Annotated in this window: 27 protein-coding genes; 19 read left to right on the top strand and 8 right to left on the bottom strand. The window is 60.2% G+C overall.

The annotated features are described in order from the left end of the window. The first annotated feature begins 48 nt into the window (after positions 1–48). Positions 49–1,770: a C13 family peptidase gene (locus ACODSK_RS07695; protein ID WP_489015044.1), complete on the top strand. Its 1,722-nt coding sequence runs from the start codon at positions 49–51 to the stop codon at positions 1,768–1,770. Positions 1,771–1,796: 26 nt separating this feature from the next. Then, the gene (locus tag ACODSK_RS07690) at positions 1,797–2,438 is read left to right on the top strand and encodes an oxidoreductase (protein ID WP_489015042.1); all 642 of its coding nucleotides are present in this window, start codon (positions 1,797–1,799) and stop codon (positions 2,436–2,438) included. Positions 2,439–2,475: 37 nt separating this feature from the next. Here the strand turns inward: ACODSK_RS07690 and ACODSK_RS07685 are convergent, their stop codons facing one another. Then, the gene (locus ACODSK_RS07685; RefSeq protein WP_489015040.1) at positions 2,476–2,763 is read right to left on the bottom strand and encodes a YceK/YidQ family lipoprotein; all 288 of its coding nucleotides are present in this window, start codon (positions 2,761–2,763) and stop codon (positions 2,476–2,478) included. Between the two features lie 602 nt (positions 2,764–3,365). Here ACODSK_RS07685 and ACODSK_RS07680 point away from each other — a divergent pair. The 6 genes from ACODSK_RS07680 to ACODSK_RS07655 are packed head-to-tail and all read left to right on the top strand — an operon-like array spanning position 3,366 to position 7,895. Then, entirely contained in the window at positions 3,366–3,539 is a 174-nt protein-coding gene (locus tag ACODSK_RS07680; protein ID WP_489015038.1) for a hypothetical protein, read from the top strand. A 54-nt stretch (positions 3,540–3,593) separates the two neighbouring features. Then, positions 3,594–4,475 (top strand): McbB family protein, encoded by an 882-nt coding sequence (locus ACODSK_RS07675; protein ID WP_489015037.1) that lies wholly within the window; start codon positions 3,594–3,596, stop codon positions 4,473–4,475. Continuing rightward, on the top strand, positions 4,456–5,250 hold the full coding sequence (locus ACODSK_RS07670) for a nitroreductase family protein (protein WP_489015035.1): 795 nt from the start codon (positions 4,456–4,458) through the stop codon (positions 5,248–5,250). The genes ACODSK_RS07675 and ACODSK_RS07670 overlap by 20 nt, the downstream gene beginning before the upstream one ends. A 1-nt stretch (position 5,251) precedes the next feature. Continuing rightward, positions 5,252–6,454 (top strand): YcaO-like family protein, encoded by a 1,203-nt coding sequence (locus ACODSK_RS07665; protein ID WP_489015033.1) that lies wholly within the window; start codon positions 5,252–5,254, stop codon positions 6,452–6,454. Beyond that, a complete protein-coding gene (locus ACODSK_RS07660) occupies positions 6,451–7,191 on the top strand; it encodes an ABC transporter permease (RefSeq protein WP_489015031.1) in 741 nt (246 codons plus the stop codon). Before ACODSK_RS07665 ends, ACODSK_RS07660 begins: the two co-directional genes overlap by 4 nt. Next, positions 7,191–7,895, top strand: coding sequence for an AAA family ATPase (locus ACODSK_RS07655; protein ID WP_489015029.1), 705 nt, complete (start codon positions 7,191–7,193; stop codon positions 7,893–7,895). Before ACODSK_RS07660 ends, ACODSK_RS07655 begins: the two co-directional genes overlap by 1 nt. Positions 7,896–7,945: 50 nt before the next feature. Here ACODSK_RS07655 and ACODSK_RS07650 read toward each other — a convergent pair whose 3' ends face one another. The 4 genes from ACODSK_RS07650 to ACODSK_RS07635 all read right to left on the bottom strand — a co-directional run bounded on the left by ACODSK_RS07650 (position 7,946) and on the right by ACODSK_RS07635 (position 12,197). Then, entirely contained in the window at positions 7,946–8,233 is a 288-nt protein-coding gene (locus ACODSK_RS07650) for a YceK/YidQ family lipoprotein (RefSeq protein ID WP_489015027.1), read from the bottom strand. Next, complete coding sequence (gene ubiX, locus ACODSK_RS07645; protein WP_489015025.1) at positions 8,230–8,859, bottom strand: flavin prenyltransferase UbiX; 630 nt, start codon at positions 8,857–8,859, stop codon at positions 8,230–8,232. Before ubiX ends, ACODSK_RS07650 begins: the two co-directional genes overlap by 4 nt. Then, positions 8,856–10,208 carry a UDP-N-acetylmuramate:L-alanyl-gamma-D-glutamyl-meso-diaminopimelate ligase gene (mpl, locus tag ACODSK_RS07640; RefSeq protein ID WP_489015023.1) on the bottom strand — a complete coding sequence of 451 codons (1,353 nt, stop codon included), beginning with the start codon at positions 10,206–10,208 and terminating at the stop codon, positions 8,856–8,858. The genes ubiX and mpl overlap by 4 nt, the downstream gene beginning before the upstream one ends. Positions 10,209–10,274: 66 nt before the next feature. Continuing rightward, positions 10,275–12,197 (bottom strand): sigma-54-dependent Fis family transcriptional regulator, encoded by a 1,923-nt coding sequence (locus tag ACODSK_RS07635; RefSeq protein ID WP_489015021.1) that lies wholly within the window; start codon positions 12,195–12,197, stop codon positions 10,275–10,277. Positions 12,198–12,464: 267 nt separating this feature from the next. Between ACODSK_RS07635 and exaC the strand changes: the two genes are divergently transcribed. From exaC to ACODSK_RS07590, 9 genes are all read left to right on the top strand, one after another. Beyond that, positions 12,465–13,985, top strand: coding sequence for an acetaldehyde dehydrogenase ExaC (gene exaC / locus ACODSK_RS07630; protein ID WP_489015019.1), 1,521 nt, complete (start codon positions 12,465–12,467; stop codon positions 13,983–13,985). A gap of 174 nt (positions 13,986–14,159) precedes the next feature. Beyond that, a complete protein-coding gene (eat, locus tag ACODSK_RS07625) occupies positions 14,160–15,608 on the top strand; it encodes an ethanolamine permease (RefSeq protein ID WP_489015017.1) in 1,449 nt (482 codons plus the stop codon). A 48-nt stretch (positions 15,609–15,656) separates the two neighbouring features. Further along, positions 15,657–17,051 (top strand): ethanolamine ammonia-lyase subunit EutB, encoded by a 1,395-nt coding sequence (locus ACODSK_RS07620; RefSeq protein ID WP_489015015.1) that lies wholly within the window; start codon positions 15,657–15,659, stop codon positions 17,049–17,051. 12 nt (positions 17,052–17,063) lie between these two features. Further along, positions 17,064–17,882: an ethanolamine ammonia-lyase subunit EutC gene (gene eutC / locus ACODSK_RS07615; protein ID WP_489015013.1), complete on the top strand. Its 819-nt coding sequence runs from the start codon at positions 17,064–17,066 to the stop codon at positions 17,880–17,882. 109 nt (positions 17,883–17,991) lie between these two features. After that, the gene (locus ACODSK_RS07610; RefSeq protein ID WP_489015011.1) at positions 17,992–18,444 is read left to right on the top strand and encodes a GNAT family N-acetyltransferase; all 453 of its coding nucleotides are present in this window, start codon (positions 17,992–17,994) and stop codon (positions 18,442–18,444) included. A gap of 281 nt (positions 18,445–18,725) precedes the next feature. Next, positions 18,726–19,376 carry a DedA family protein gene (locus ACODSK_RS07605; RefSeq protein WP_489015010.1) on the top strand — a complete coding sequence of 217 codons (651 nt, stop codon included), beginning with the start codon at positions 18,726–18,728 and terminating at the stop codon, positions 19,374–19,376. A gap of 9 nt (positions 19,377–19,385) precedes the next feature. Further along, on the top strand, positions 19,386–20,201 hold the full coding sequence (locus tag ACODSK_RS07600; protein ID WP_489015009.1) for a M90 family metallopeptidase: 816 nt from the start codon (positions 19,386–19,388) through the stop codon (positions 20,199–20,201). Between the two features lie 91 nt (positions 20,202–20,292). Then, the gene (gene ppa / locus ACODSK_RS07595; RefSeq protein ID WP_489015008.1) at positions 20,293–20,820 is read left to right on the top strand and encodes an inorganic diphosphatase; all 528 of its coding nucleotides are present in this window, start codon (positions 20,293–20,295) and stop codon (positions 20,818–20,820) included. A gap of 211 nt (positions 20,821–21,031) precedes the next feature. Beyond that, positions 21,032–21,745 (top strand): LexA family transcriptional regulator, encoded by a 714-nt coding sequence (locus ACODSK_RS07590; protein WP_489015007.1) that lies wholly within the window; start codon positions 21,032–21,034, stop codon positions 21,743–21,745. Between the two features lie 255 nt (positions 21,746–22,000). On the opposite strand, the gene ACODSK_RS07585 is transcribed toward ACODSK_RS07590, so the two are convergent. Genes ACODSK_RS07585 through ACODSK_RS07575 form a run of 3 tightly spaced genes read right to left on the bottom strand, consistent with a single transcriptional unit; the run spans position 22,001 to position 23,144 of the window. After that, on the bottom strand, positions 22,001–22,288 hold the full coding sequence (locus ACODSK_RS07585) for a HigA family addiction module antitoxin (protein WP_489015006.1): 288 nt from the start codon (positions 22,286–22,288) through the stop codon (positions 22,001–22,003). Positions 22,289–22,343: 55 nt separating this feature from the next. Then, a complete protein-coding gene (locus tag ACODSK_RS07580; protein ID WP_489015004.1) occupies positions 22,344–22,817 on the bottom strand; it encodes a DUF6882 domain-containing protein in 474 nt (157 codons plus the stop codon). Positions 22,818–22,862: 45 nt separating this feature from the next. Beyond that, positions 22,863–23,144 (bottom strand): hypothetical protein, encoded by a 282-nt coding sequence (locus tag ACODSK_RS07575; RefSeq protein ID WP_489015003.1) that lies wholly within the window; start codon positions 23,142–23,144, stop codon positions 22,863–22,865. Positions 23,145–23,299: 155 nt separating this feature from the next. Here ACODSK_RS07575 and ACODSK_RS07570 point away from each other — a divergent pair, with 155 nt between their 5' ends. Then, a complete protein-coding gene (locus ACODSK_RS07570; RefSeq protein ID WP_489015002.1) occupies positions 23,300–24,211 on the top strand; it encodes a LysR family transcriptional regulator in 912 nt (303 codons plus the stop codon). Between the two features lie 139 nt (positions 24,212–24,350). Beyond that, positions 24,351–25,550, top strand: a complete 1,200-nt coding sequence (locus ACODSK_RS07565; protein ID WP_489015000.1) for an NAD-dependent formate dehydrogenase — start codon at positions 24,351–24,353, stop codon at positions 25,548–25,550. Positions 25,551–25,554: the final 4 nt, after the last annotated feature.

Raw genomic sequence — 25,554 nt, 5'->3', positions numbered from 1 at the left:
CCCGGCTTCTGCGGCATACTCGAGGACCTCGATCCCCCGGACCCCGTCATGCGCCCTATCGTTCCATTTGCCCTGGTTCTCCTGCTCGCCGCCTGTGGCGACGGGGAATCGCTGTCGCCACCCGACGCCCGTCTGCCCGATGGCGGCCGCTACCGGGGCGAAGTGGTGGATGGCCTGCTGCAAGGCGAAGGACGCATCGACTATCCCAATGGCAGCTGGTACGCCGGTCACTTCAGCAATGGCCAGTGGGATGGCCAGGGCGAATGGCACGGCAGCAACGGCGAGGTCTATACCGGCCAGTTCCAGCAAGGCCTGTTCCACGGCCAGGGCAAGCTGACCACCAACAACAGCAGCTACACCGGCGGCTTCAAGCTGGGGCGCCGCGATGGCGAAGGCACTCTTCGCGATGGCGCCCAACACTACAGCGGCCAGTTCAAGGACGATCAATACAGTGGCGCCGGCAAGCTGGTACTGGCTGACGGCAGCCAATACCAGGGCCAGTTCGCCAAGGGCAAACCCAACGGCGAAGGCGTGCGCAGCGACACCAGCGGCAACCAGTTCAGCGGACGCTTCGTCGATGGCGAACTGAATGGCACCGGCACCTTCAATAGCGCGGAAGGTGACCAGTACATCGGCGAATTCAGGGCCAATCGCCTGGAAGGTCGCGGTCGTTACGAGAATGCCGACGGCGATGTCTGGATCGGCGAATTCAAGGATGGCTCGCTGAGTGGGCCAGGCGAACTGTTCGCCGTCGATGGCAGCCATTACAAGGGCGGCTTCCGCGACTGGCGCTTCGCTGGCAAGGGCCGCCTGCAACTGGCGGACGGCAGCGTCTACAGCGGCGGCTTCGAGAACGATGCCTATCAGGGCACCGGGCGCCTGGTCCTGTCCGATGGCAAGGTCGAGGACGGCCATTGGATCAATGGCCTGAGGGTACGCGACAGCAAGGGCCGCCTGCTGCCCGATCCACTGGAACAGGCACTGCTCAACCAGGGCGGCCTGCTGGAGCAGGAACTGGCCAAGGTCCCCGCCTCCACCGCCGACATCGAACTGTACAGCCTGACCCTGGCCGGCGACGGCAACCAGAGCGTGTTCCTGCGCGAGGCCGACTATGTCAGCGAGATGCTCAAGACCCGCTTCGGCGCCGTCGGCCAGATCACCCTGGTCAATCACCGCGACCACCTGGCCGACCGCGCCATGGCCACCCGCGAGAACCTCGCCCGCTCCGCCCAGCGCCTGGCCGAGCGCAGCGGCCCGGAAGACCTGGTGTTCATCTACCTGACCACCCACGGCAGCCACGAACACGAACTGGTGCTCGACCAGCCGCGCCTGCAACTGGCCGACCTGCCCGCCGACGAGCTGGCTGCTGCCCTTGCCCCGCTCAAGGAGCGCGACAAGGTCATCGTCATCTCTGCCTGCTACTCCGGAGGCTACATCGATCCTCTCAAGGACGAACGCACCCTGATCATGACCGCCTCGCGGGCGGACCGGGTCTCGTTCGGCTGTTCCGAAGAGGCGGATTTCACCTACTTCGGCGACGCCTTGTTCGCCCAGGCGTTGAACCAGACCGATGATCTGCAACAGGCGTTCGAACTTGCCAGGGCCCATGTGGCCCAACGAGAACAAGCCGAGGACTTCGAGGCGTCCGAACCGCAGATCTGGGCCCCGAAAGGCGTACTGGCACATTGGCAAAAACTGCGCCAGCAACAAGCCCGGAAGGCCCTGCAAAGTACCGCTGCGGTTGAGGAAAAAAGCCCCGCCAGCCACTAAGCTGAGCGTATCAAGGGAGAAACATCATGTACCTGACGCCGCAGCACATCCTGCTTGCCGGAGCCACCGGCCTTACCGGTGAACACCTGCTTGATCGTCTGCTCAACGAGCCGACCATCAGCCGCGTGCTCGCGCCCACCCGCCGGCCACTGGCCGAACACCCGCACCTGGAAAACCCGGTCGGCGACCCGGCGGTATTCCTGCCGCAACTCAGCGGCCGGGTCGACACCGCCTTCTGCTGCCTGGGCACCACCATCAAGCAGGCGGGCTCGGAAAATGCCTTCCGCGCGGTGGACCTGGACATGGTGGTGGCCTTCAGCAAACGCGCCCGGGAAATGGGTGCGCGGCACTTGCTGGTAGTCAGTGCTATTGGCGCCGATCCCAAGTCGTCGGTGTTCTACAACCGGGTCAAGGGCGAAATGGAGCAAGCGCTGATCGCGCAGGACTGGCCGCAACTGACCATCGCCCGGCCCTCGCTGCTGCTCGGTGAGCGAGCCGAACCGCGACTGGCGGAAAAGCTGGCGGGGAGCCTGTCGAAACTGATCCCGGGCAAGTACCACGGTATCGAAGCCTGCCAACTGGCTCGGGCGCTTTGGCGGTTGGCGCTGGAAGAGAAGGATGGGGTGCGGATCGTCGAGTCGGATGAGTTGCGCAAGTTGGGGAAATGATCAAAGGGCCTCATCACCGTACGGCGGCGATGAGGCCCTAAAGCCCACCCGAGGCCTGAAAACCCACCCCCAGCACCGTCAGCACCGACAACGGCAACAACACCGTATCCAGCACCATGCTCCCAGGCAGGTCCAGCCCCGGATATTTCGGGGCCTCGGTGCCGAAGCGGTCTTCGGCGCAACAGCCGCCCTGCAACGCATACAGGTCCAACCGCGTGCCCGAGTACACCACCGGCGCCCCCGGCATGGCCGCATCCAGGGTGCGCACCGTGGCGCAGCCGGTGGCGCTCAGGACTACCAGCAGCGCGATGACGAGGGCCTTCATTCCTCGCCCCCGAAATGGTGCTCACCCCAGCGCGGCAGCATGTCCTGGGGAATGTTCAGCCGTCATCTACGCCCGCTCTCCTTCGTTCAAAGCCACTTATTGTTGACTCTACTGTCTAGATTTGCCGGATGAGAAAGTTAAGTTAGCTGCTCAGGTTTAGATATAACGCATTTCTTCTTGATGCCTTTGTAAAATCTGACCAGCACAGGTGGAAGTACCGGCAGCCAAAACGACCACTCGTCGCATACTTATAGAGAGCCATAAAAAATATAAATCCATATCACCCCTATTTAAAAACAAAACACTCAAACAGCACAGAAAATTTCTACGCCTCTTTCGGAAGCATCCTCTTTTCTGCGCCCAACCTTAGTAAGCACTAATATTTCTCACGCACAAACAAGAATTAACTGAAAGACTTTTCCTACAAAAGCCTCCTGTGCGGAGAACATTGTGAAAGTCTGCTCGCCGCCCCGCATTTGACACTGCCCAGCCTACCAGCTAATTATTTCCCACCTCTTACACAAGAGGAAATCACTTCAAAGGAGTTAAGAAAATGAACAACGACATGTGCGAAATGTTACTGCCGCTTAGTGACAAATTTAATGAGTATGAGTCAGCAAACAATGGTGGCTCAGGTGGTTCTGGTGGTGGCGGCGGAAGTGGCGGAAGCGGTGGCGGTGGCGGGTGCAGTGGTGGGAGTGGCGGAAGTGGTGGTTGCGGCGGCGGATGCAGCAGCATCAGCACGAAAACAAACAATGAACACTATAGTTAACTAAATCCAGAAGTAGGCAGTTAGCGGCCGCACTGCCTACTTTGAGGGAGTGAGAAAAATGCGAATAAAAATCCAAAACTATGAAATTCTCAACTTCGAAAACTACAGCCTGATCGGTTCAGAAAAAGGTATCTCACGGATAAATTCCAAAAAACTTATTACAGCACTTGAAGAGCTAAAACCGATCTGTGAAAAAACAATTGATCTCGAGACTCTTGAGTCAATTCTTGCCAAGTACGACCTTGAAAAACCCATATCAGAGCAACTACATCACCACCTAAAAATACAATATGATGTACCACCCAATTACTTTGACTCCGTTTATATATTTCACGACTGGAAAGAGCGAAAGCAACATACGATCAACCTCTTGGACAGTGAAATCCCTCTACCACTAACTCACTTGCCACTACATCTAAACGCGCTGAACAGCGTGACCCACGAAAGAAGCTTGATAATACTTCTTCCTGGATCACATAACACCAGCGAGTTGAAGCATATATATTTCGAAGCGTCAAACACACTACCAAAAAGCTTTATTATTTGCGGGTATTTCTCCCCCGCCACTTTCACTGTTACTCAACCCTACTCCGCCGACCTAGGGAATCCGTGCCTATTTTGTTCACTTAGCCGAGCAATCCACTTCGAAACCCAAGCTGATGGAGCCTGTGCATGGAGTGCCATGTTGAATTTCTGTACATCGAACTCAGCTGACTTTCAAAACCCAAAACTTTCTATGCTCCAACACTCAATGGTCGTCGGACTGATATCAAAAAAGATAAATACAATTTTATCAAGCACTAACCACAAACTATTTCAAGACAATATTCTTACCAACTCAACAGTGGATTTAAATAATGGACGCGTGGCAGAAGAAATCTTGCCACATTGGCACATGTGCGACTGTTTGAAGGCTAACCATGAAAACCATACCGCATGATAACTACCTCAGACTTACAGACCCTAAAACATACTACAAAACATTAAAATTTCATGCACAAGGTAATTTCTGTCTACACTCAGCCACCCAACACCTTACAAAGCTACACTCGTTATCCAACAAGGAAATCGAGCTACTTTCAGGCAATGAACTTAGATACAACCTTCTTGACGAAGGCATAATCTCAGGTCAAAAAATAAAAACACTTCCAGAAGACTCTAATTTATTGCGCGATCAATCTTGTGATTTCTTTTCCAGTAGACCAGTAGATTTCAGGACTCTTACGACACTGGTATCCCCACTGGTCGCAGTCAAGCCAGACACTTACCATCGTGGATACCCTAGCGGCGGGGCGCTTTATCCGATTGATGTGTTCTGCTGTCGTATAAACCCTACGAACGAATTCTGGCCAGAAGAATCAGACATACTCCATCTTCTTCCCAACTCATTAACATTCGAAGCGATCAAATCAAGTCGCCCTGCCAGTTACTTAAAAGAGGCAATACTACCTGTCGGCAGCACAATTGGCACCCCATACTGTGCTCTGATCTACATGGCTTATCTACCCAAAACACTATTCAAATACAAATCTCGCGGTTATCGGCTAGCCCTAATGGAAGTAGGCTCAATGTATATGCTGATTGACCTGCACTGCAAGAAACTCGGCCTTAAAAATAGGGTATGGTCAGGCTATACCGACCATATGGTGAGTAATGCCTTGTCGATAAACCCTGCGCTTTCACTACCGCTTTGCGTTCAGTTCATAGGACATTGAAATGAGATACTTCACGCGCTCTTTCAACATTGACCAACCCACAACGGCCCTTTTCCAGCCAGCGTTGCTTCGACATCATCCCCATGTCGTTGAGATTGGTGACTTTTGGGGAAGATACGGTTCTGGTATTGGTTTGGGTAACAGCGCAGCACTGTCCAGCCTAGGAGAGTATTATGAAAGAAGACACTTTTTCTCCGAAGTCTCATCACATAGAAAGTCTTTATTGAGCGACACATTGGAAGATCAAGAAACAACCAACTTCACCCGCGCTTTTCAACAGACCATGCTCAGTTCGAAAACTCCTGACTCTCTATATAGTCACATGTTTCACAAAACCTCCGTCAAGCGATTATCGGACTTTTCAAACTGTGAAATACCAACTGTCTGCATCTCGATAAGCCCAACTAATCTAGGGAATGACAATAGATTCCATCCTGTTCGCGACACCTGTGGCTGTAGCTTTCACTGGAACCTTGAAAACGCCATACTCGGCGCAATAAAAGAGTCGATTGAACGCCAGTTTCTACTGAAGTTCTGGCTAACAAAAAAATGCAACCATGAATTAAATTTGCCAGATTATCACAGCAGACTACCCCTATCAGGTGCTCTTCCAATACTTCAAGCATTAGCATCCAGCGGAAGCGTGACAGCTCTCGACATTAGCGATGAGAACTTCCCTGGCAAATGCATAATTGTCTTGTATGGCGCCAGCGCCCCAGAACATCACGTGCATTACTGCGCGGGAATGGCATATGGCGACTCTCAAGAGGCAGCTCTCGAAAAGTCTATATATGAGCTCTGGCAGACCTTTCGATTCATCAGGAACTTCCACACATTCAATAACGACATAGAAAGTATCAAAGATCCATATCTTCGTCACTTTCTGAATATCAACAACCATTCAACCTACCTCAACATAGCAAACAACCTAATCACATCAGATACCAAGAGCCAAACGCCGACCAAACCAATAAATACAAACACATTAGTCAGCGCAATTAAACAATCTGGCATATCAGGCTATATCTACATCAAGCCAACTAAAATCTCCCGTAGAACTTATTTTTTCTGCAAGTACGTATCACCAACAGCCTTTATGCACATGAACAACTCCTCACACCTAAACATCCAGAACAAGTACTCTGATAATTTCATCCACCAGATTGACGAAACCCGTCAAAGCTCGATGGTACCCTTCCCATGAAATTTGAAAAACCCACCAGAGCATTAAGACTCACTACCATATTCCTCCGCGAGCAGTTAAGAGAACCTATATCCCTGTTATGGACATTAATCTCTCCATGCGCCCTGTTCTATTTCATAACCTACAATAGTGCCGCAACAGGATTCAATAATGACAACTATGCCCAGTCCACAGCTGGATTTTATGCCTATGTCGCGTGCACCGTAGCGTTTTTTGGTGTCGCCTTCTATATTGTCGGACGAAGGGAAAGCGGCTTCATCAGGTCATTCATATATACTCCCGAAGCCAAAAACATATTCCTTATCTCGCATCTGGCCTGCTATTTAATATCAGCAACAGCCTACTGCATAACATTTTACATCATCACCAAACCCGCATTCTCCCCGTATAACCTTGCGGAACTGGTTAATATCCTCTACAGATTCCTAATTTGCTTCATAATATTTTGCTCTCCCGCACTTATTTTGGCCAACTGCAAACTTAAATTCCAAAGTGCGAACACCGCAATTTCAGTCTTGATGTTTACAATGATTCTCCTGGCATTACTCACACCCAAAGCCCACAGTCACACTCTCGAAGCAATAAACCATCTAAATATCTTTTCAACCTCAAAAAACATAATGAATGGCAGTACTCGCCCGGAACCCTTCCTGATAGGTGCCAGCCTGATACTCGCCCTCACCCTTGCCATGACCTCGGCAAAGCTAAGAATCAATCCTGTGTGGAGCAGATACTAATGGTCGCTATAAAAGCGGAATCCATGTCTTTAAAATTCAAAGACAAGATAATATTTGACAAAGCAACCATTTCTATTGAGAAGAATGAAATCACCGGAATCATAGGAAAAAACGGTGCAGGAAAAACTACATTTTTTGACTTGCTATGCTCCGTCCAATTTCCCGACCAAGGAAAACTGCTTAACTTTACGAAACAGCACTCTTACTTGTCACAAACACTCGGAATGCCTGCAGGATTGTCGATGAAAGAAATTTACGAAATGACCGGCGCTCTATTATGCCCCCAAATTCCGTCCCTCTCCCATACAACAAAACTATTTGAAGATTGGGATATACGTCTTGCAGAAAAATTCCGCGAAATGTTGAAGAAACGCCCCAGCCATTGCAGCTACGGAGAAATAAGGTTTTTCTTTACACTTTCACTAATTTCCTTCTCAAAGGAGTTACTGATTCTCGATGAACCCACCGCCGGCGTAGACCCCGAATATCGTCATTACATCTGGGAGTTCCTCAAAAAAGCCCGCGACAACGGCACTACGATTATCGTTTCATCACACAACATTCAAGAAATTTGTGAACATTGCGATAACTTTCATCTCATTCACCGGCACAACTTCTTAAAATTCAACAGTGCACAAGAATTCTTGAATACTTTTGGCGGTACAACGCTGGATGATGCTTTTATAGCAAGTACTTATCATTGAAATCTGCGGCTCCAAAATCCATGTAGATCAAGGAGCCGTCCGACCATGACCTAAATCCCACCCGAAGCCTGAACCCCCACCCCCAGCACCGTCAGCACCGACAACGGCAACAACACCGTATCCAGCACCATGCTCCCCGGCAGGTCCAGCCCCGGATACTTCGGGGCCTCGGCGCCGAAGCGGTCTTCGGCGCAACAGCCGCCCTGCAACGCATACAGGTCCAACCGCGTGCCCGAGTACACCACCGGCGCCCCCGGCATGGCGGCATCCAGGGTGCGCACCGTGGCGCAGCCGGTGGCGCTCAGGACTACCAGCAGCGCGATGACCAGGGCCTTCATTCCTCGCCCCCGAAATGGTGCTCACCCCAACGCGGCAGCATGTCCTGGGGAATGTTCAGCAGGTTGAGGATGCGCGCCACCACGAAGTCCACCAGGTCATCGATGGTCTGTGGCTGGTGGTAGAAGCCCGGCGCCGCCGGCAGGATCACCGCGCCCATCTGCGACAGCTTGAGCATGTTCTCCAGATGAATGGTGGAGAACGGTGCCTCGCGCGGAACCAGGATCAGCTGGCGGCGCTCCTTCAGGGTGACGTCCGCAGCCCGCTCGATCAGGTTGTTGCAGGCGCCGGTGGCGATCGCCGACAAGGTCCCGGTGGAACAAGGGACCACCACCATCGCCGCCGGGGCACCAGAGCCCGAAGCCACCGGCGACATCCAGTCTTCCTTGCCATAAACGCGGATCTGCCCGGCCGTGGCGCCGGTGTATTCGGTGAGGAACGCCTGCATCCCCTGGGGCTTGGCCGGCAATACCACGTCGGTTTCGGTGGACATCACCAGTTGCGCTGCCTTGGAGATAAGGAAGTGCACCTCACGGTCCTCGCGCACCAGGCAGTCCAGCAGGCGCAGGCCATACTGCGCCCCGGAGGCGCCGGTCATGGCCAGGGTGATGCGCTCCGGCCCGCTCATCCGCGCAGCGCCTCGGCCAGTTTGCCGTGCAGGCCGCCGAAGCCGCCGTTGCTCATGATCACCACCTGGGTGCCGGCCCGGGCCTGGCCCTTGACCCGTTCGATGATGGCTTCAAGGCTGTCGGCAACCACCGCTGGCACCGTGCACTCGGCAGCCGTGGCGGCCAGGTCCCAGCCAAGGTTCGGCGGTGCATACCAGATCACCTGGTCGGCGTCCTTGACGCTTTCCGGCAGGCCATCGCGGTGGGCACCGAGCTTCATCGAGTTGGAACGCGGTTCGATCACCGCGATCACCGGGGCATCGCCGACGCGCTTGCGCAAGCCGTCGAGGGTAGTGGCGATGGCCGTCGGGTGGTGGGCGAAGTCGTCATAGATGGTGATGCCGTCGACTTCGGCAACCTTCTCCATGCGCCGCTTGACGCTCTTGAACGCGCTCAGCGCAGCAATGCCCATGGCCGGCACGACGCCGACATGCCGCGCCGCCGCCAGGGTGGCCAGGGCGTTGGCGACGTTGTGCTGGCCGGTCAGCTCCCACTGGACCACACCCTGCACTTCGCCCTCGAAGCTGACTTCGAAGCGCGAGCCATCCTCGCTGAGCAGGCGCACCTGCCATTGGCCGCCAGCACCGGTGGTCTGCACCGGGGTCCAGCAGCCCATGTCGATCACGCGCTTGATCGCCGGCTCCGTGGTCGGATGGATGACCAGACCTTCACTCGGAATGGTCCGCACCAGATGGTGGAACTGCCGCTCGATCGCCGCCAGGTCAGGGAAGATGTCCGCGTGATCGAACTCAAGGTTGTTGAGGATCGCGGTGCGCGGACGGTAGTGGACGAATTTTGAGCGCTTGTCGAAGAAGGCGCTGTCGTATTCGTCGGCCTCGACCACGAAGAACGGCGTACCGCCCAAGCGCGCCGACACCGAGAAGTTCTGCGGCACACCGCCGATCAGGAAGCCCGGGCTCATCCCGGCATGCTCCAGGACCCAGGCCAGCATGCTGCTGGTGGTGGTCTTGCCGTGGGTGCCGGCCACCGCCAGGACCCAGCGGCCCTGCAGCACATGGTCGGCCAGCCACTGCGGGCCGGAGACGTAGGGCAGGCCCTTGTTCAGTACGTATTCCACCGCCGGGTTGCCCCGCGACAGCGCATTGCCGATCACCACCAGGTCGGGGGCCGGGTCCAGTTGCGCCGGGTCGTAGCCCTGGGTCAGGGCGATGCCCTGGGCTTCGAGCTGGGTGCTCATGGGCGGATAGACGTTGGCATCGGAGCCAGTGACATGGTGGCCGAGCTCCTTGGCCAGCACCGCCAGCGAGCCCATGAAAGTGCCACAGATACCAAGAATGTGAATGTGCATGGTCAACCTCGGGAAACGTGCAGGCAGGGTAGCCCAGGGGGGGAAAAATCTCACCCTGTGTTTGCCTCAGGCTCCCTTGGACAGCCCGTGTTTGCGCAGTTTCCGATACAAGGTGTTACGACTTACTCCGAGCTGAGCCGCCACCTGGGTCATGTGCCAGCGCTTGTCCTCCAGCACCGCCAGCAAGGCCCGGCGCTCGGCGTCATCCAGCGGGTGCTGGAGGTTATCCACAGGCACGGCGGACTCGACCTGCAACCGCGGCGCATTGCGCACCAGCGCCGGCAGATCCTGCACCCCGATACAGCCGTCCTCGCACAAGGCCACCAGCGTGCGCAGCACATTGCGCAACTGCCGAACGTTGCCCGGCCAGGAGAAATCCAGCAGCAGGCGGCGCGCCACCGGGTCGAGCTGAACCGGCTGCCGCCCGGCCTCCTCGGCCAGGATGAAATCGAGCAACTGCGCCTTGTCGCTGCGCTCGCGCAGGGCCGGCAAGGCGACTTCCAGGCCATTGAGGCGGTAATAGAGGTCTTCGCGGAAACTGCCGTCGGCGACCCGCTCCAGCAGGTTGCGGTGGGTGGCACTGATGATGCGCACATCGACGTCCTGCGGTTCGCCCCCGATCGGCACCACCTGGCGCTCCTCCAGCACCCGCAGCAGGCGGGTCTGCAAGGCCAGCGGCATATCGCCGATCTCGTCCAGCAGCAAGGTGCCGCCATCGGCCTGCTGCAGCTTGCCGCGCATGCCTTCCTTGCGCGCTCCGGTAAAGCTGCCGCCGCGATAACCGAACAGCTCGCTTTCGATCAGGCTTTCCGGAATCGATGCGCAGTTGAGCGCGACGAACGGCTTGCCGGCGCGCTGGCTGGCCTGGTGCACGGCCTTGGCGAAGGCCTCCTTGCCGGACCCGGTCTCGCCATTGAGCAACAGCGGGACATCGCGCTCGAACACCCGCAGGGCGCGGCGGAAGTCGTTTTGCAGGGCCGGGTCGAGCAGGCATATTTCCGCGCTTTTCGTCGGCACCGCAGGCGGGGCGACAACCTGGCGTGGCAACGCCCGCGCCAACTGTCCGCGGACACTGGCGAACAACAGCCGGCCATCGCGGCTACGCAGCGGCCAACTGGTGCTGGCCAGGGCGGTGGCACGGCCGAGCAGATCATCAAGACGGCAATCGAAAAACATCTCCACCGGCTGCCCCAGCAGCCCGCCGCGCCCGTTGCCCAGCAGATTCAGGGCGCTCTGGTTGACCGCACAGATCCGCCCTTCCCCGTCGAACGCCAGCAAGCCCTCGCTGAACAGCCCGACCGACTCGGCCTGCAGATGAAAGCGCAGCAACCAGTGATTCTCGAAACAGCGGAGGAAGTAGCAGCTCTCGATCATCTTCGCCGAGAGATTGACCAGGGCCATGGTGTGGAACTGGCTCTGCCGCGAGACATCGGCCCGCGCCGAGGACACGTCGAGCACCGCCAACAGGTCACCATGGGGATCGAACACCGGGCTCGCCGAGCAGGTCAGTCCGGTGTGGCGGCCACGGAAGTGTTCGTCCTGGTGGATGGTCAGGGCCTGGCGCTCCACCAGGCAGGTCCCGATGCCGTTGGTGCCTTCCCGCGCCTCGCTCCAGTCGGCACCGAGCCACAGCCCGGCGCGCTCGAAGATGCGCCGCTCGCTGGGCGCGGTGACGCAATTGAGGATGACCCCGCGGGCATCGGTGAGCAACACCGCATGACCGGCCCCGGAAAGCTGCTGGTGCAGGCTGTTCATCTCGCCATCGGCGATCTGCAGCACCTGGTGCAGGCGGTCGCGGCTCTCCAGCACGCGCTCGTGTTCGAGCACGGTCGGCGCCATGGCCTGGGCCGGATCGAGATGGTAGTCCTCCAGGCAGCGCAGCCAGGAGCGGGCGATCGACGGGTCACTGCCAGGGCCCTGCAAGCCGCCCTTGCCCTGTGTCACCGTCAGCACTTGCCGGGCGTGCCGGCTGAGATGGTTACCCTGCACTTTTTATTGTTCTCCGCGGGTCAGAGAAACCCAGCATCCTCCAGGCGCTGGCGCATTGCAATGCCAGCTTGACCGCCGGGTCACGGGCTGTACCGCCAGCGGCACAAAGTGTCACCCGGGCTGTACCGCTTCCCTCACAAGCTGCGCCGAAAACACCGGGAAAACTGCGCCAAATCATTGATCCAGCGCCTTCGCCGGGCAGTGGCCCGACCTTTGCTCTACGCTAGAAATCCTCCCCAACAAAACACATAAGCCAGGAGAGACACCATGCGTTACGCACATCCGGGTACCGAAGGCGCAAAGGTTTCGTTCAAGAGCCGCTACGGTAACTACATCAATGGCGAGTTCGTGGCTCCGGTCAAAGGCGCTTACTTCACCAATACCTCGCCGGTGAACGGCCAGCCGATCGCCGAATTTCCTCGCTCCACTGCCGAAGACATCGATAAAGCCCTGGACGCTGCCCATGCCGCGGCCGATGCCTGGGGTCGCACCTCGGTCCAGGACCGCTCCAACGTGCTGCTGAAGATCGCCGACCGCATCGAGCAGAACCTCGAAGTCCTGGCCATCACCGAAACCTGGGACAACGGCAAGGCCGTCCGCGAAACCCTCAATGCCGACATCCCGCTGGCAGTGGATCACTTCCGCTACTTCGCCGGCTGCATCCGCGCCCAGGAAGGCGGCGCCGCCGAGATCAACGAAGGCACCGTGGCCTATCACATCCACGAGCCGCTGGGCGTGGTCGGGCAGATCATCCCGTGGAACTTCCCGATCCTGATGGCCGCCTGGAAACTCGCCCCGGCCCTGGCCGCCGGCAACTGCGTGGTGCTCAAGCCGGCCGAACAGACCCCGCTGGGCATCACCGTGCTGGTCGAGCTGATCGGCGACCTGCTGCCGCCAGGCGTACTCAATATCGTCCAGGGCTATGGCCGCGAAGCCGGCGAAGCCCTGGCCACCAGCAAACGCATCGCCAAGATCGCCTTCACCGGCTCGACCCCGGTCGGCTCGCACATCATGAAATGCGCCGCCGAGAACATCATCCCGTCCACCGTGGAGCTGGGTGGCAAGTCGCCGAACATCTACTTCGAAGACATCATGAAGGCCGAGCCGTCCTTCATCGAGAAGGCCGCCGAAGGCCTGGTCCTGGCCTTCTTCAACCAGGGCGAGGTGTGCACCTGCCCGTCCCGCGCCCTGGTGCAGGAATCCATCTACGACGAGTTCATGAGCGTGGTGATGGAGAAGGTCAAGAAGATCAAGCGCGGCGACCCGCTGGACACCGACACCATGGTCGGCGCCCAGGCCTCGCAGCAGCAGTTCGACAAGATCCTGTCCTACCTGGAAATCGCCGAGAAGGAAGGCGCCCAGTTGCTCACCGGCGGCAAGGTGGAGAAGCTCGAAGGCAACCTGGCCACCGGCTATTACATCCAGCCGACCCTGCTCAAGGGCAACAACCGCATGCGCGTGTTCCAGGAAGAAATCTTCGGCCCGGTGGTCAGCGTCACCACCTTCAAGGACGAAGCCGAAGCCCTGGCCATCGCCAACGACACCGAGTTCGGCCTGGGTGCAGGCGTCTGGACCCGCGATATCAACAAGGCCTACCGCATGGGCCGCGGGATCAAGGCCGGTCGCGTGTGGACCAACTGCTACCACCTGTACCCGGCGCATGCCGCGTTCGGTGGCTACAAGAAGTCCGGTGTCGGCCGTGAAACCCACAAGATGATGCTCGACCATTACCAGCAGACCAAGAACCTGCTGGTGAGCTACGACATCAATCCGCTCGGGTTCTTCTAAACCCCAATCGCTGGCGAGCCAGCCCCCACAAGGATCGGTATGCACCGGACCTGTGGGAGCTGGCTTGCCAGCGATGGCCACGACGCACTACCACAGAAAAACCGGAGCAAACCGCTCTGGCCCGCTTCCTGCAGCGCATTCACCACTCAAAAAAAGACAACAGGTGACTTCCCCATGCCTAGCGATCATTCCGCCGGATCCCCGGCAGGCTCTTCCGTAGATTTCGAAAAGGTCGGTTCCGACTATTTCCAGCAACGTGAACTGAAAAAAGGTGCCGCCGGCTGGGTCCTGCTGGTCGGCCTCGGCGTCGCCTACGTGATTTCCGGCGACTACGCCGGCTGGAACTTCGGCCTGGCCCAGGGCGGCTGGGGCGGGATGTTCCTCGCCACCCTGCTGATGGCCACCATGTACCTGTGCATGTGCTTCTCCCTCGCCGAACTGTCCTCGATGATCCCCACCGCCGGCGGCGGCTACGGCTTCGCCCGCAGCGCGTTCGGGCCCTGGGGCGGCTTCCTGACCGGTACCGCGATCCTTATCGAATACGCCATCGCCCCAGCGGCCATCGCGGTGTTCATCGGCGCCTATTGCCAGTCGCTGTTCGGCATCGGCGGCTGGATGATCTACCTGGCCTTCTACATCATCTTCATCGGCATCCATATCTTCGGGGTCGGTGAGGCGCTGAAGCTGATGTTCATCATCACCGCCGTGGCAGCCATCGCCCTGGCCGTGTTCCTGCTGGCGATGGTGCCCCATTTCGATGCGAAGAACCTGTTCGATATCGTCCCGACCCAGGCCGTCGGCGCCAGCGAATTCCTGCCCTTCGGCTACGTCGGCGTGTGGGCGGCGATCCCCTACGCGATCTGGTTCTTCCTCGCCGTCGAGGGCGTACCGCTGGCTGCAGAAGAAACCAAGAATCCCAAGCGCGACCTGCCCCGCGGCCTGATCGGCGCCATGCTGGTGCTGCTCGCCTTCGCCCTGCTGATCCTGGTGATCGGCCCGGGCGGCGCCGGCTCCGAAGCCCTGAAAAGCTCCGGTAACCCGTTGGTGGAAGCCCTGGCCAAGGCCTACGGCGGCTCGACCTGGATGGGCAGCTTCGTCAATCTGGTGGGCCTCGCCGGCCTGATCGCCAGCTTCTTCTCGATCATCTACGCCTATTCCCGGCAGATCTTCGCCCTGTCCCGCGCCGGTTACCTGCCGCGCTCGCTGTCGCAGACCAACAAGAGCAAGGCACCGGTGCTGGCGCTGATCATCCCCGGGATCATCGGTTTCGCCCTGTCGCTGACCGGCCAGGGCGACCTGCTGATCCTGGTCGCGGTGTTCGGCGCTACGCTGTCCTATGTGCTGATGATGGCCGCGCATATCACCCTGCGCATTCGTCGCCCCAAAATGGAGCGTCCGTATCGCACCCCAGGCGGTATCTTCACTTCGGGCGTGGCCCTGGTGCTGGCCTGCATCGCCGTGGTAGCGGGCTTCCTGGTGGATCCGCGGGTGGTGATCGGCGCCGCGATCATTTATGGCGTCCTGATTGCTTACTTCGCCCTGTACAGCCGTCACCACCTGGTGGCCGGCACGCCGGAAGAAGAGTTCGCCGCGATCCAGAAGGCCGAAGAAGCCTTGCACTGACCGAAATACCGCGCTGCCGCCCCGGCGGCGGCGCTCTGGAGATTGCACATGGCAAGTTTCGTACACACGATAGGCCAGCAGACCTACCGTTTCGACAGCCTCAAGGACGTCATGGCCAAGGCCAGTCCTGCACGCTCCGGCGACTTTCTCGCCGGGGTCGCGGCCAGCAACGACGGTGAGCGGGTCGCTGCGCAGATGGCCCTGGCCGACATCCCCCTCAGCCATTTCCTCAACGAGGCGCTGATTCCCTACGAAGACGATGAAGTCACCCGGCTGATCATCGACACCCACGACCAGCAGGCATTCGCCCCGGTCAGCCACCTGACCGTCGGCGGCCTGCGCGACTGGTTGTTGAGCGACGCCGCCGACGAAGCCAGCCTGCGCGCCCTGGCCCCGGGCCTGACCCCGGAAATGGCGGCGGCAGTTTCCAAGATCATGCGCGTGCAGGACCTGGTCCTGGTGGCGCAGAAGATCCGCGTGGTCACCCGCTTTCGCGGCACCATGGGCCTGCGCGGGCGCCTGTCGACCCGCCTGCAGCCCAACCACCCCACCGACGAACCGGCCGGCATCGCCGCGAGCATCCTCGACGGCCTGCTCTACGGCAACGGCGACGCCATGATCGGCATCAACCCGGCCACCGACAGCATCGCCTCGATCTGCGCCCTCCTGGAGATGCTCGATGCCATCATCCAGCGCTACGACATCCCCACCCAGGCCTGCGTGCTGACCCACGTCACCACCTCGATCGAGGCGATCAACCGCGGCGTGCCGCTGGACCTGGTGTTCCAGTCGATTGCCGGCACCGAGGCGGCCAATGCCAGCTTCGGCATCAACCTTAATGTGCTGAAGGAAGGGTATGACGCGGGCCTCAGCCTCAACCGCGGCACCCTCGGCCAGAACCTGATGTATTTCGAGACCGGCCAGGGCAGCGCGCTGTCGGCCAACGCCAACTTCGGCGTCGACCAGCAGACCTGCGAAACCCGCGCCTACGCTGTGGCCCGGCACTTCAAGCCGTTCCTGGTGAACACCGTGGTCGGTTTCATCGGTCCCGAGTACCTGTACAACGGCAAGCAGATCATCCGTGCCGGCCTGGAGGACCACTTCTGCGGCAAGCTGCTCGGCGTGCCGATGGGCTGCGACATCTGCTACACCAACCACGCCGAAGCCGACCAGGACGACATGGACACCCTGCTGACCCTGTTGGGTGTGGCCGGGATCAACTTCATCATGGGCATCCCCGGCTCCGACGACATCATGCTCAACTACCAGACCACCTCCTTCCACGACGCCCTCTACGCGCGCCAGACCCTCGGCCTGAAGCCCGGTCCGGAGTTCGAGGCGTGGCTGGCGCGGACCGGGATCTTCACCCAGGCCGATGGCCGCGTGCGCTTCGGCGACAACCTGCCACCGGCCTTCCGCCAGGCCCTGGCGCAACTGGGATAAGCGAGCGAGTACATGGACAAGCAACCGACGCCCACCGACAACCCCTGGCTGGAGCTGCGCCGCCTGACCCCGGCGCGGATTGCCCTGGGCCGCACCGGCACCAGCCTGCCGACCCAGGCCCAGCTGGATTTCCAGTTCGCCCACGCCCAGGCCCGCGATGCGGTGCACTTGCCGTTCGATCATGCCGGTCTGCGCGAGCAGTTACAGGAACGCGGTCGCGACAGCCTGCTGTTGCGCAGCGCCGCCCAGGATCGTCACCAATACCTGCAACGCCCCGACCTGGGCCGGCGCCTGCACGAGGACTCCGCCGAACAGCTGCGCGAGCATGCGCGCAACAACCCGGGCGGCATCGACCTGGCCATCGTCGTCGCCGACGGCCTGTCGTCCCTGGCCGTGCACCGCCATACCCTGCCGTTTCTCAATCGACTGGAAGAACAGATCGCCGCCGATGGCTGGTCCACGGCACCGGTACTGCTGGTGGAACAGGGGCGGGTCGCGGTAGCCGACGAGATCGGCGAACTGCTGGGTGCACGGATGACCGTGATCCTTATCGGCGAACGCCCCGGTCTCAGTTCGCCGGACAGCCTTGGCCTGTATTTCACCTGGAATCCGAAGGTCGGCCTGACCGATGCCTACCGCAACTGCATTTCCAACGTCCGCCTCGAAGGCCTGAGCTACGGCATGGCTGCGCATCGCCTGGTCTACCTGATGCGCGAGGCCTGTCGCCGCCAGCTGTCGGGGGTGAACCTGAAGGACGAAGCGCAGGTTCAGACACTGGAAACGGAAACCAGTACGCAACAAAACGGAAACTTCCTGCTTGGAAAGTCCTGAATGACGGCTACTTTTTCGTCGATTGCGATTTTTTTCCGCTTTAGGCAGCATCTGGGGCGACGGCTGCCCGAGATTCGCCGCCAATCCCTACGAAACACGAGGCCTGCTTATGCGAATCATCCAAGCAACCCTTGAGCACCTGGACCTGCTCGCCCCGCTTTTCGTCAAGTACCGCGAGTTCTATGGCGAGCTGCCTTACCCGGATACGTCCCGTGCCTTCCTGCAAAAGCGCCTTGAGCGCGGCGAATCGATCATCTACCTGGCAATGCCGGACGATGACGACAGCAAACTGATGGGTTTCTGCCAGCTCTACCCGAGCTTTTCCTCGCTGTCGCTGAAGCGGGTGTGGATCCTCAACGACATCTACGTCGCCGAGGACTCCCGGCGCATGCTGGTGGCCGACCACCTGATGCGCGAAGCCAAGCGCATGGCCAAGGACACCAACGCCGTGCGCATGCGGGTTTCGACCAGCAGCGACAATGAAGTGGCCATGCGTACCTATGAGTCCATCGGCTTCCGCGAGGACACCGAGTTCAAGAACTACGTGCTGCCGATCAACTGATCAAGCCTCCAGGGCCTCATCGCTGGCAACGCCAGCTCCCACAGGAACCGCGTGCACCGCAGAACCTGTGGGAGCTGGCGTTGCCAGCGATGAGGCCCTGAAGAGCGCCGCAAATCTCCGCACATTCAGCTACAAACTGCGTAAGCAGAATCCCCTCATAGCCGTATAATGCGCCCTTCAGCCTGTGTGAATTCTTACCCAAGCCTGTGGGTATTTCCTCACATTCCGCAATGCCAGCCATCGCACGCCCGTGAATCCGGGTTCTGAACAAGGTGCTGTACATGGATTTCAACCCGCTGGACCTCATTCTGCATCTCGACGCCTATCTCGATTTGCTGGTCAACAATTACGGTCCGTGGATCTACGCGATCCTGTTCCTGGTGATCTTCTGTGAAACCGGCCTGGTGGTGATGCCCTTCCTGCCCGGCGATTCCCTGCTGTTCATCGCCGGCGCCGTGGCCGCGGGCGGCGGCATGGACCCGGTACTGCTCGGCGGCCTGCTGATGCTGGCGGCGATCCTCGGCGACAGCACCAACTACGTGATCGGGCGAACAGCCGGTGAACGCCTGTTCCGCAATCCCAACTCGAAGATCTTCCGCCGCGACTACCTGCAGCAGACCCACGATTTCTACGAACGCCATGGTGGCAAGACCGTGACCCTGGCGCGCTTCCTGCCGATCCTGCGGACCTTCGCACCGTTCGTCGCCGGTATCGCGAAGATGTCCTACCCACGCTTCTTCGGCTTCAGCGTGGCCGGCACCATCCTCTGGGTGGGCGGCCTGGTGACCCTCGGCTACTTCTTCGGCAACGTGCCATTCATCAAGCAGAACCTGTCGCTGATGATCGTTGCCATCATCGTCCTGTCGCTGGTCCCGGTGATCATCGGTGTGGTGCGTGGCCGCATGGGCCGCGGCGAGGCCAAGGCGCACTGACCGCCGCTTATGTGGAGCTTCAGCGCCTGGCGCCGGCGGCGCACCCTGGAACGCCATCCGGTCGATCCACAACTGTGGCAGCAGGTGCGCGAGCGCCTGCCGATGCTCGACGGCATCAGCGATGCCGAAGACCAATGGCTGCGCGACGCCTGCGTACTGTTCCTCAGCGACAAGCACCTGACCTGCCTGCCCGGAGTCGAACTGGATGATGGCGAGCGCCTGTTCCTCGCCGCCCAGGCCCAGTTGCCACTGCTGCACCTGGGTTCGCTGAACTGGTACCAGGGCTTCCACGAGCTGATCCTCTACCCCGACGACTTCCTCAGCCCGCAGCGCCATCGCGACAGCAGCGGCATCGAGCACGAATGGGACGCCGAGCACAGCGGCGAGGCCTGGCAGCAAGGCCCGGTGATCATGGCCTGGCCGGGCGTGCAGGCCAGCGGCGGTTGGGAAGGCTACAACCTGGTGATCCACGAGCTGGCGCACAAGCTGGACATGCTCAACGGCGACGCCAACGGCCTGCCGCCGCTGCACAGCGACATGCGCGTCAGCGATTGGGCCACGGCCATGCAGCAGGCCTACGACGATCTCAACCGCCAGCTCGACCGCAACCCCGACGCCGAGACCGCCATCGATCCCTACGCGGCGGAGAACCCGGCGGAGTTCTTCGCCGTCACCAGCGAGTATTTCTTCAGTGCCCCCGACCTGCTGGTCGAGGCCTACCCCGAGGTCTACGCCCAGCTTCGCGGCTTCTACCGCCAGGATCCCCTGGCGCGCCTGCAACAGTCGCAGGCCAGCCATCCCGGCTACAAAGAAGCGCAGGAGTGAATCGGTCAAGCATCGGAGCGAGCGTGGCAAGCATCTGCGAATGTGCCTATAATCGCGGCCAATTTTTGGTCAAACACGGGGGCAACGCCCAATGAGCTACAGCAAGATCCCGGCGGGCAAAGACCTGCCGAACGACATCTACGTCGCCATCGAGATCCCGGCCAACCACGCGCCGATCAAGTACGAGATCGACAAGGACAGCGACTGCCTGTTCGTTGACCGCTTCATGGCCACCCCGATGTTCTACCCGGCCAACTACGGCTTCATCCCGAACACCCTGGCCGACGACGGCGATCCCCTGGACGTGCTGGTCGTCACTCCGTACCCGGTTGCGCCAGGCTCGGTGATCCGCGCCCGTCCGGTCGGCGTGCTGAACATGACCGACGACGGCGGCGGCGACGCCAAGATCGTTGCCGTACCACACGACAAGCTGTCCCAGCTGTACGTCGACGTGAAGGAATACACCGACCTGCCAGCCCTGCTGCTGGAGCAGATCAAGCACTTCTTCGAGAACTACAAGGATCTCGAGAAAGGCAAATGGGTCAAGATCGATGGTTGGGGCAACGCTGACGCTGCCCGCGCCGAGATCAGCAAAGCGGCCGCTGCCTACAAAGGCTGAGCCCGCTTGCAGTGAAAAAGCCCCGCATTCGCGGGGCTTTTTTATGGGCGCTGGGCTGGAATCCATTCGAACAGAGTGAATTCTAAAAAAATTACGAAAATTCCTACAAAACTGTCGGCAACAGCCGTAATCACGCTTCCAACAGGCTCCTGAAACGTCTCAACTCAATGTTTATAGGAAGCCTTGCCCCGGCTCACTAGAATCGATGCCCATGAATACATCCGGTGATCGATTGAAGGCCTTGCTGAGCGAGTGCAACCTGAGCGCTTCGGACTTTGCCGCACAACGCAAGGTAACGCCCCAGCATGTAAACAACTGGTTCCATCGCGGCGTACCCCAGGCGCGCCTCGATGAAATCGCCGAACTCCTGTGCGTGCGGGCCAAATGGCTGCGTACCGGCGAAGGTCCCAAGCACAGCTCGCCACTGCCGCGGATCAACCGCAACCGCAACGGCCAGCCCCGCTGCGAACCGCCGGACCACAGCGCCCTCAGCAGCCATGGCGAACACGATGTCGTGCTGCCGTTCCACACCCTGCGCGCGCGCCAGCTCGAACCCATCGCCAAACGCCACCTGCGCCTGCCCGGCCACGCCCTAGACCGCCTTGGCGTCGACCCGAGCCAGGCCGTCGCCCTGTGCATGCCCGACTACAACATGACCCCGCTGATCCCCTACGGCGCGCCGCTGGCCATCGACCGCGGCATGACCCGGGTGGTCGACGGCGAGCTCTATGCCGTGGTCCACAACGGTCAGTTACGCGTCAACAGCCTGAGCAAGCGCAGCAACGGCGCCTTGCGCCTGCACAGCCACGACAGCGAGGGTTTTCCCTGCGAGAACTACAGCGTCGGTCACTCCCGTGGCCATGAGCTGGAAGTGCTGGGCTGGGTATTCTGGTGGGCGCAGTTTCGCAGCGAAAGGCCGGACTGAAGCATCTGGTGGCATTTTTTGCTGGGCATTGCGAGTCATTCCCAGTATGCTACGCGCCACCTCAGCCCTGACTGCCGTTTGCACGTCACGGGCCGGGCGAGGCCTCACACAGTCCTCGCTCATACGACGCCCCAGGGCATCGTCCAACGATTTGAAGGCGGTTGCGGCGCGCCAAAAGCCAGCCAAGACTGTCCCCGAGAAGCCGGCCACAAGCCGGCTTTTTAATGCCCGGAATTTGTCCTCACCCGCTCTGGCTCAGGCAATCGCCAATTTCCCTACTCGCTCCAGATCGACGTGCTGACGCGCGACCCACAAATCGTATGCATCCTGCATGGCCAGCCAGCTCTCGGGGGAGCGACCCAGCGCGACAGACAACCTCAGAGCCATTTCCGGAGTGACACGACTGGAACCTTTCAACACACGACCCAGGGTCGAAGGAGCGACGCCCAGTATCTCCGCCAGCCCACGACCGCTAACTCCATTGGGTTCCAGGTAGATCCCAGTAATGAACTCACCGGGATGGAGGGGGTTATGCATGTTCATCAGCAGTAATCCTCATAGTCCTGCAAGTAGGCGTTTCCATCGTAGAACCCCGACATCACCCCGCCACCCGCCTCACCCCCGTCAGCGCCAGAAACGAATTCAACTGCCCATACGGTGCCCGGTACACCCCCAGCGCATTGAGAAACTTCACGCAGATCGCCGCCAGCTCCCAGGCCATCGGTTCATCGTCGATCGAAAAGGCCTGCTCGGAGACGAACAGGTCCAGGCCTGTGAGATCCCCCAGGGCCTTGAGCGGTGCGGATTTTTCCCGGTGCCGCGGCAGCAGCGATTCGATGCTCCAGGCCCAGCGCCAGGTGTTGGCGTTGCCGGCGTGGCTGCCGAGGAAGATCACATCGGCCTCGCAGACCTTGCGCTCGTCGGCGTCGTACATCTGCAGCAGCCCCAGGTCCTGATCGAAGAACCAGCGAACATAGCTGCCGAAATGGTGTTCGGCTTCGAGCAGGCTTTGTTTTTTCTTGAGTTCATCCATCGCAGACCGCAGAAAGCGGTCGAAATTGTCGTTGATCATGGGTTGTCCTGAACGCTACGGGTGGCGTGACCAGAACGATCAAGACTAGCTGCAATTCGCCCGACGCTGGTCCGACAGTTCCTGGCGCCGCCGCGCCAGGGTCATCTGCCGTCGGGCAATGTCCGCTTCCACCGCTTGCAGGCGCCGTTCCCCTTCGGCAATCGCCTCGTCCTTCGACGCAAACAGCTCGCTGAGCGGGTAGCTATGCCCGGTCTGGGTGCGGTCATAGCCGCTGCCGTAGATGCCGCCCGCCACCAATTCGACCCGCAGGATCTGGAACGTCCGGGTCAGACGCCAGGCGATATAGGGATAGGTACGTTGCGTCATCAGGAAAGGTCCACGGCTCGGTTCGACTCCGCGAGCAGGCTACGCCCAACGCTATATAGTTTTCAATACAGCGTTCTGATCCGCTGTTTCGCCACGCTTCTGTATTGCGCTATATCTCTTCCCACATAACGACAATGACAGCAGGACCCTGCCCCATGCTTTTGCGCCAACTGACCTATCTGGTGACCCTCGCCCAGGAGCGGCATTTCGGCCGTGCCGCGGAAAAGTGCAATGTCTCCCAACCCGCCCTCTCCGAGGCGATCCGCTCGCTGGAGCAAGACCTGGGCGTCGCCGTGGTCCAGCGCAGCCGACGCTTCGAAGGTTTCACCGCCGATGGTGAAAAGGTCCTGGGCTGGGCCCGGCGGATCCTTGCCGACTGCGGGGCGATGCGCCAGGAGGCCCGCCAGCGCGAGGACGGCCATGTCGGCACACTGCGCCTGGGGGCGATTCCCACGGCGCTGTCGATGGTGCCGTTGATGACCGACCCCTGCCTCGCCGCCCACCCCAGGCTGAACCACGCGATCCATACCCTGGCCACCTCGCAGATCCTCCAGGGCATCGGCAATTTCGAGCTGGACCTGGGCATGACCTACCTGTCCGACGCCCGCCTGAAATCCTTCGAGACCTGGCCGCTGTTCCGCGAACGCTACGTGCTGATCACCCGCGACGACAGCAGCCTGCGCGGCCAGTCGACCCTGACCTGGGAGGACGCGGCGCGCCTGCCGCTGTGCCTGCTGACCCGCAACATGCAGTGTCGCCAGGGCATCGACGAAGCCTTCGCCCGCGCCGGGGTCGAGGTCACGCCACGGGTGGAAACCGACTCGATGATGGTGCTCTACGGCCATGTGCGCTGTTCCGGGCTATGCAGCGTAGTACCCCATAGCGCCCTGGCCCTGGCGGAACTGCGCGACGAGGTCTGCGCGATCCCGCTGGTGCCGGAACTGCAGCGGGAGATCGGCCTGGTCCTGCTGCGCCGCGATCCCCAGCCGCCGCTGCTGCAGGCGGCACTGCAACTGTTCACCTCGCTGGATCTGCAACGCCGGGTCGACGCCTTCCTGCACTGTTGATCGGTCTGCCTGATCACGAGATCGGAACAAGCGATTGGCCCGCTCCCGCCCCGCTCGCCGAGGATGGCGACGAGCGCGGACAGCGCTTGGGCAGCCCGCCGCAACGGCGCGCGCTCCTTCCAAGAATCAGGAGACTGCAATGGCGAAGATTGTTTGCGTTCTGTACGACGACCCGGTCACCGGCCAACCCCAGCGCTACGCCCGCGACGACCTGCCCCACCTGGAAAGCTACCCGGACGGCCAGTCGCTGCCCACGCCCAAGGCCATCGACTTCCAGCCCGGCACCCTGCTCGGCAGCGTGTCCGGCGAGCTGGGCCTGCGCAAATACCTTGAGGCCAACGGCCACGAACTGGTGGTCACCTCCAGCAAGGACGGCGCCGACAGCGTCCTCGACCGCGAACTGCATGACGCCGAGATCGTCATTTCCCAGCCGTTCTGGCCGGCCTACATGACCGCCGAGCGCATGGACAAGGCGCCCAAGCTGAAAATGGTCGTTACCGCCGGCATCGGCTCGGACCACACCGACCTGCAGGCCGCCATGGAACGCAACATCACCGTGGCCGAAGTCACCTACTGCAACAGCAACAGCGTGGCCGAACACGTGGTGATGACCACCCTGGCCCTGGTGCGCAACTACCTGCCGTCGTACCAGTGGGTGCTCAAGGGCGGCTGGAACATCGCCGATTGCGTGTCGCGTTCCTACGACCTCGAAGGCATGCACGTCGGCACCGTGGCCGCCGGGCGCATCGGCCTGCGCGTACTGCGTCTGCTCAAGCCATACGACGTGCACCTGCACTACATGGACCGCCATCGCCTGCCGGAAGCCGTGGAAAAGGAACTCAACCTGACCTACCACAGCACCCTGGAAAGCCTGGCCAAGGTCTGCGACGTGGTCACCCTGAACTGCCCGCTGCACCCGGAAACCGAGCACATGATCAACCAGGACTCGCTCAAGCACTTCAAGCGCGGCGCCTACCTGATCAACACCGCACGGGGCAAGCTGTGCGACCGCGACGCCATCGCCGGCGCCCTGGAAAGCGGGCAACTGGCGGGCTACGGCGGCGACGTGTGGTTCCCGCAGCCGGCGCCGGCGGACCATCCATGGCGGCACATGCCACACCACGGCATGACCCCGCACATCTCCGGCACCAGCCTCTCGGCCCAGGCGCGCTACGCCGCCGGCACCCGCGAGATCCTCGAGTGCTACTTCGAGAACCGGCCGATCCGCAACGAGTACCTGATCGTCCAGGGCGGCAAGCTGGCCGGGGTCGGCGCGCACTCCTACAGCGCCGGTAACGCGACCAAGGGTTCGGAAGAAGCCGAACGCTTCAAGCGGTAAAGCG

It is taken from the genome of Pseudomonas sp. FG98, assembly GCF_057808595.1.
The sequence above is the reverse complement of the archived record's forward strand: the minus strand, read 5'-3'. Positions and strand labels throughout refer to the sequence as shown.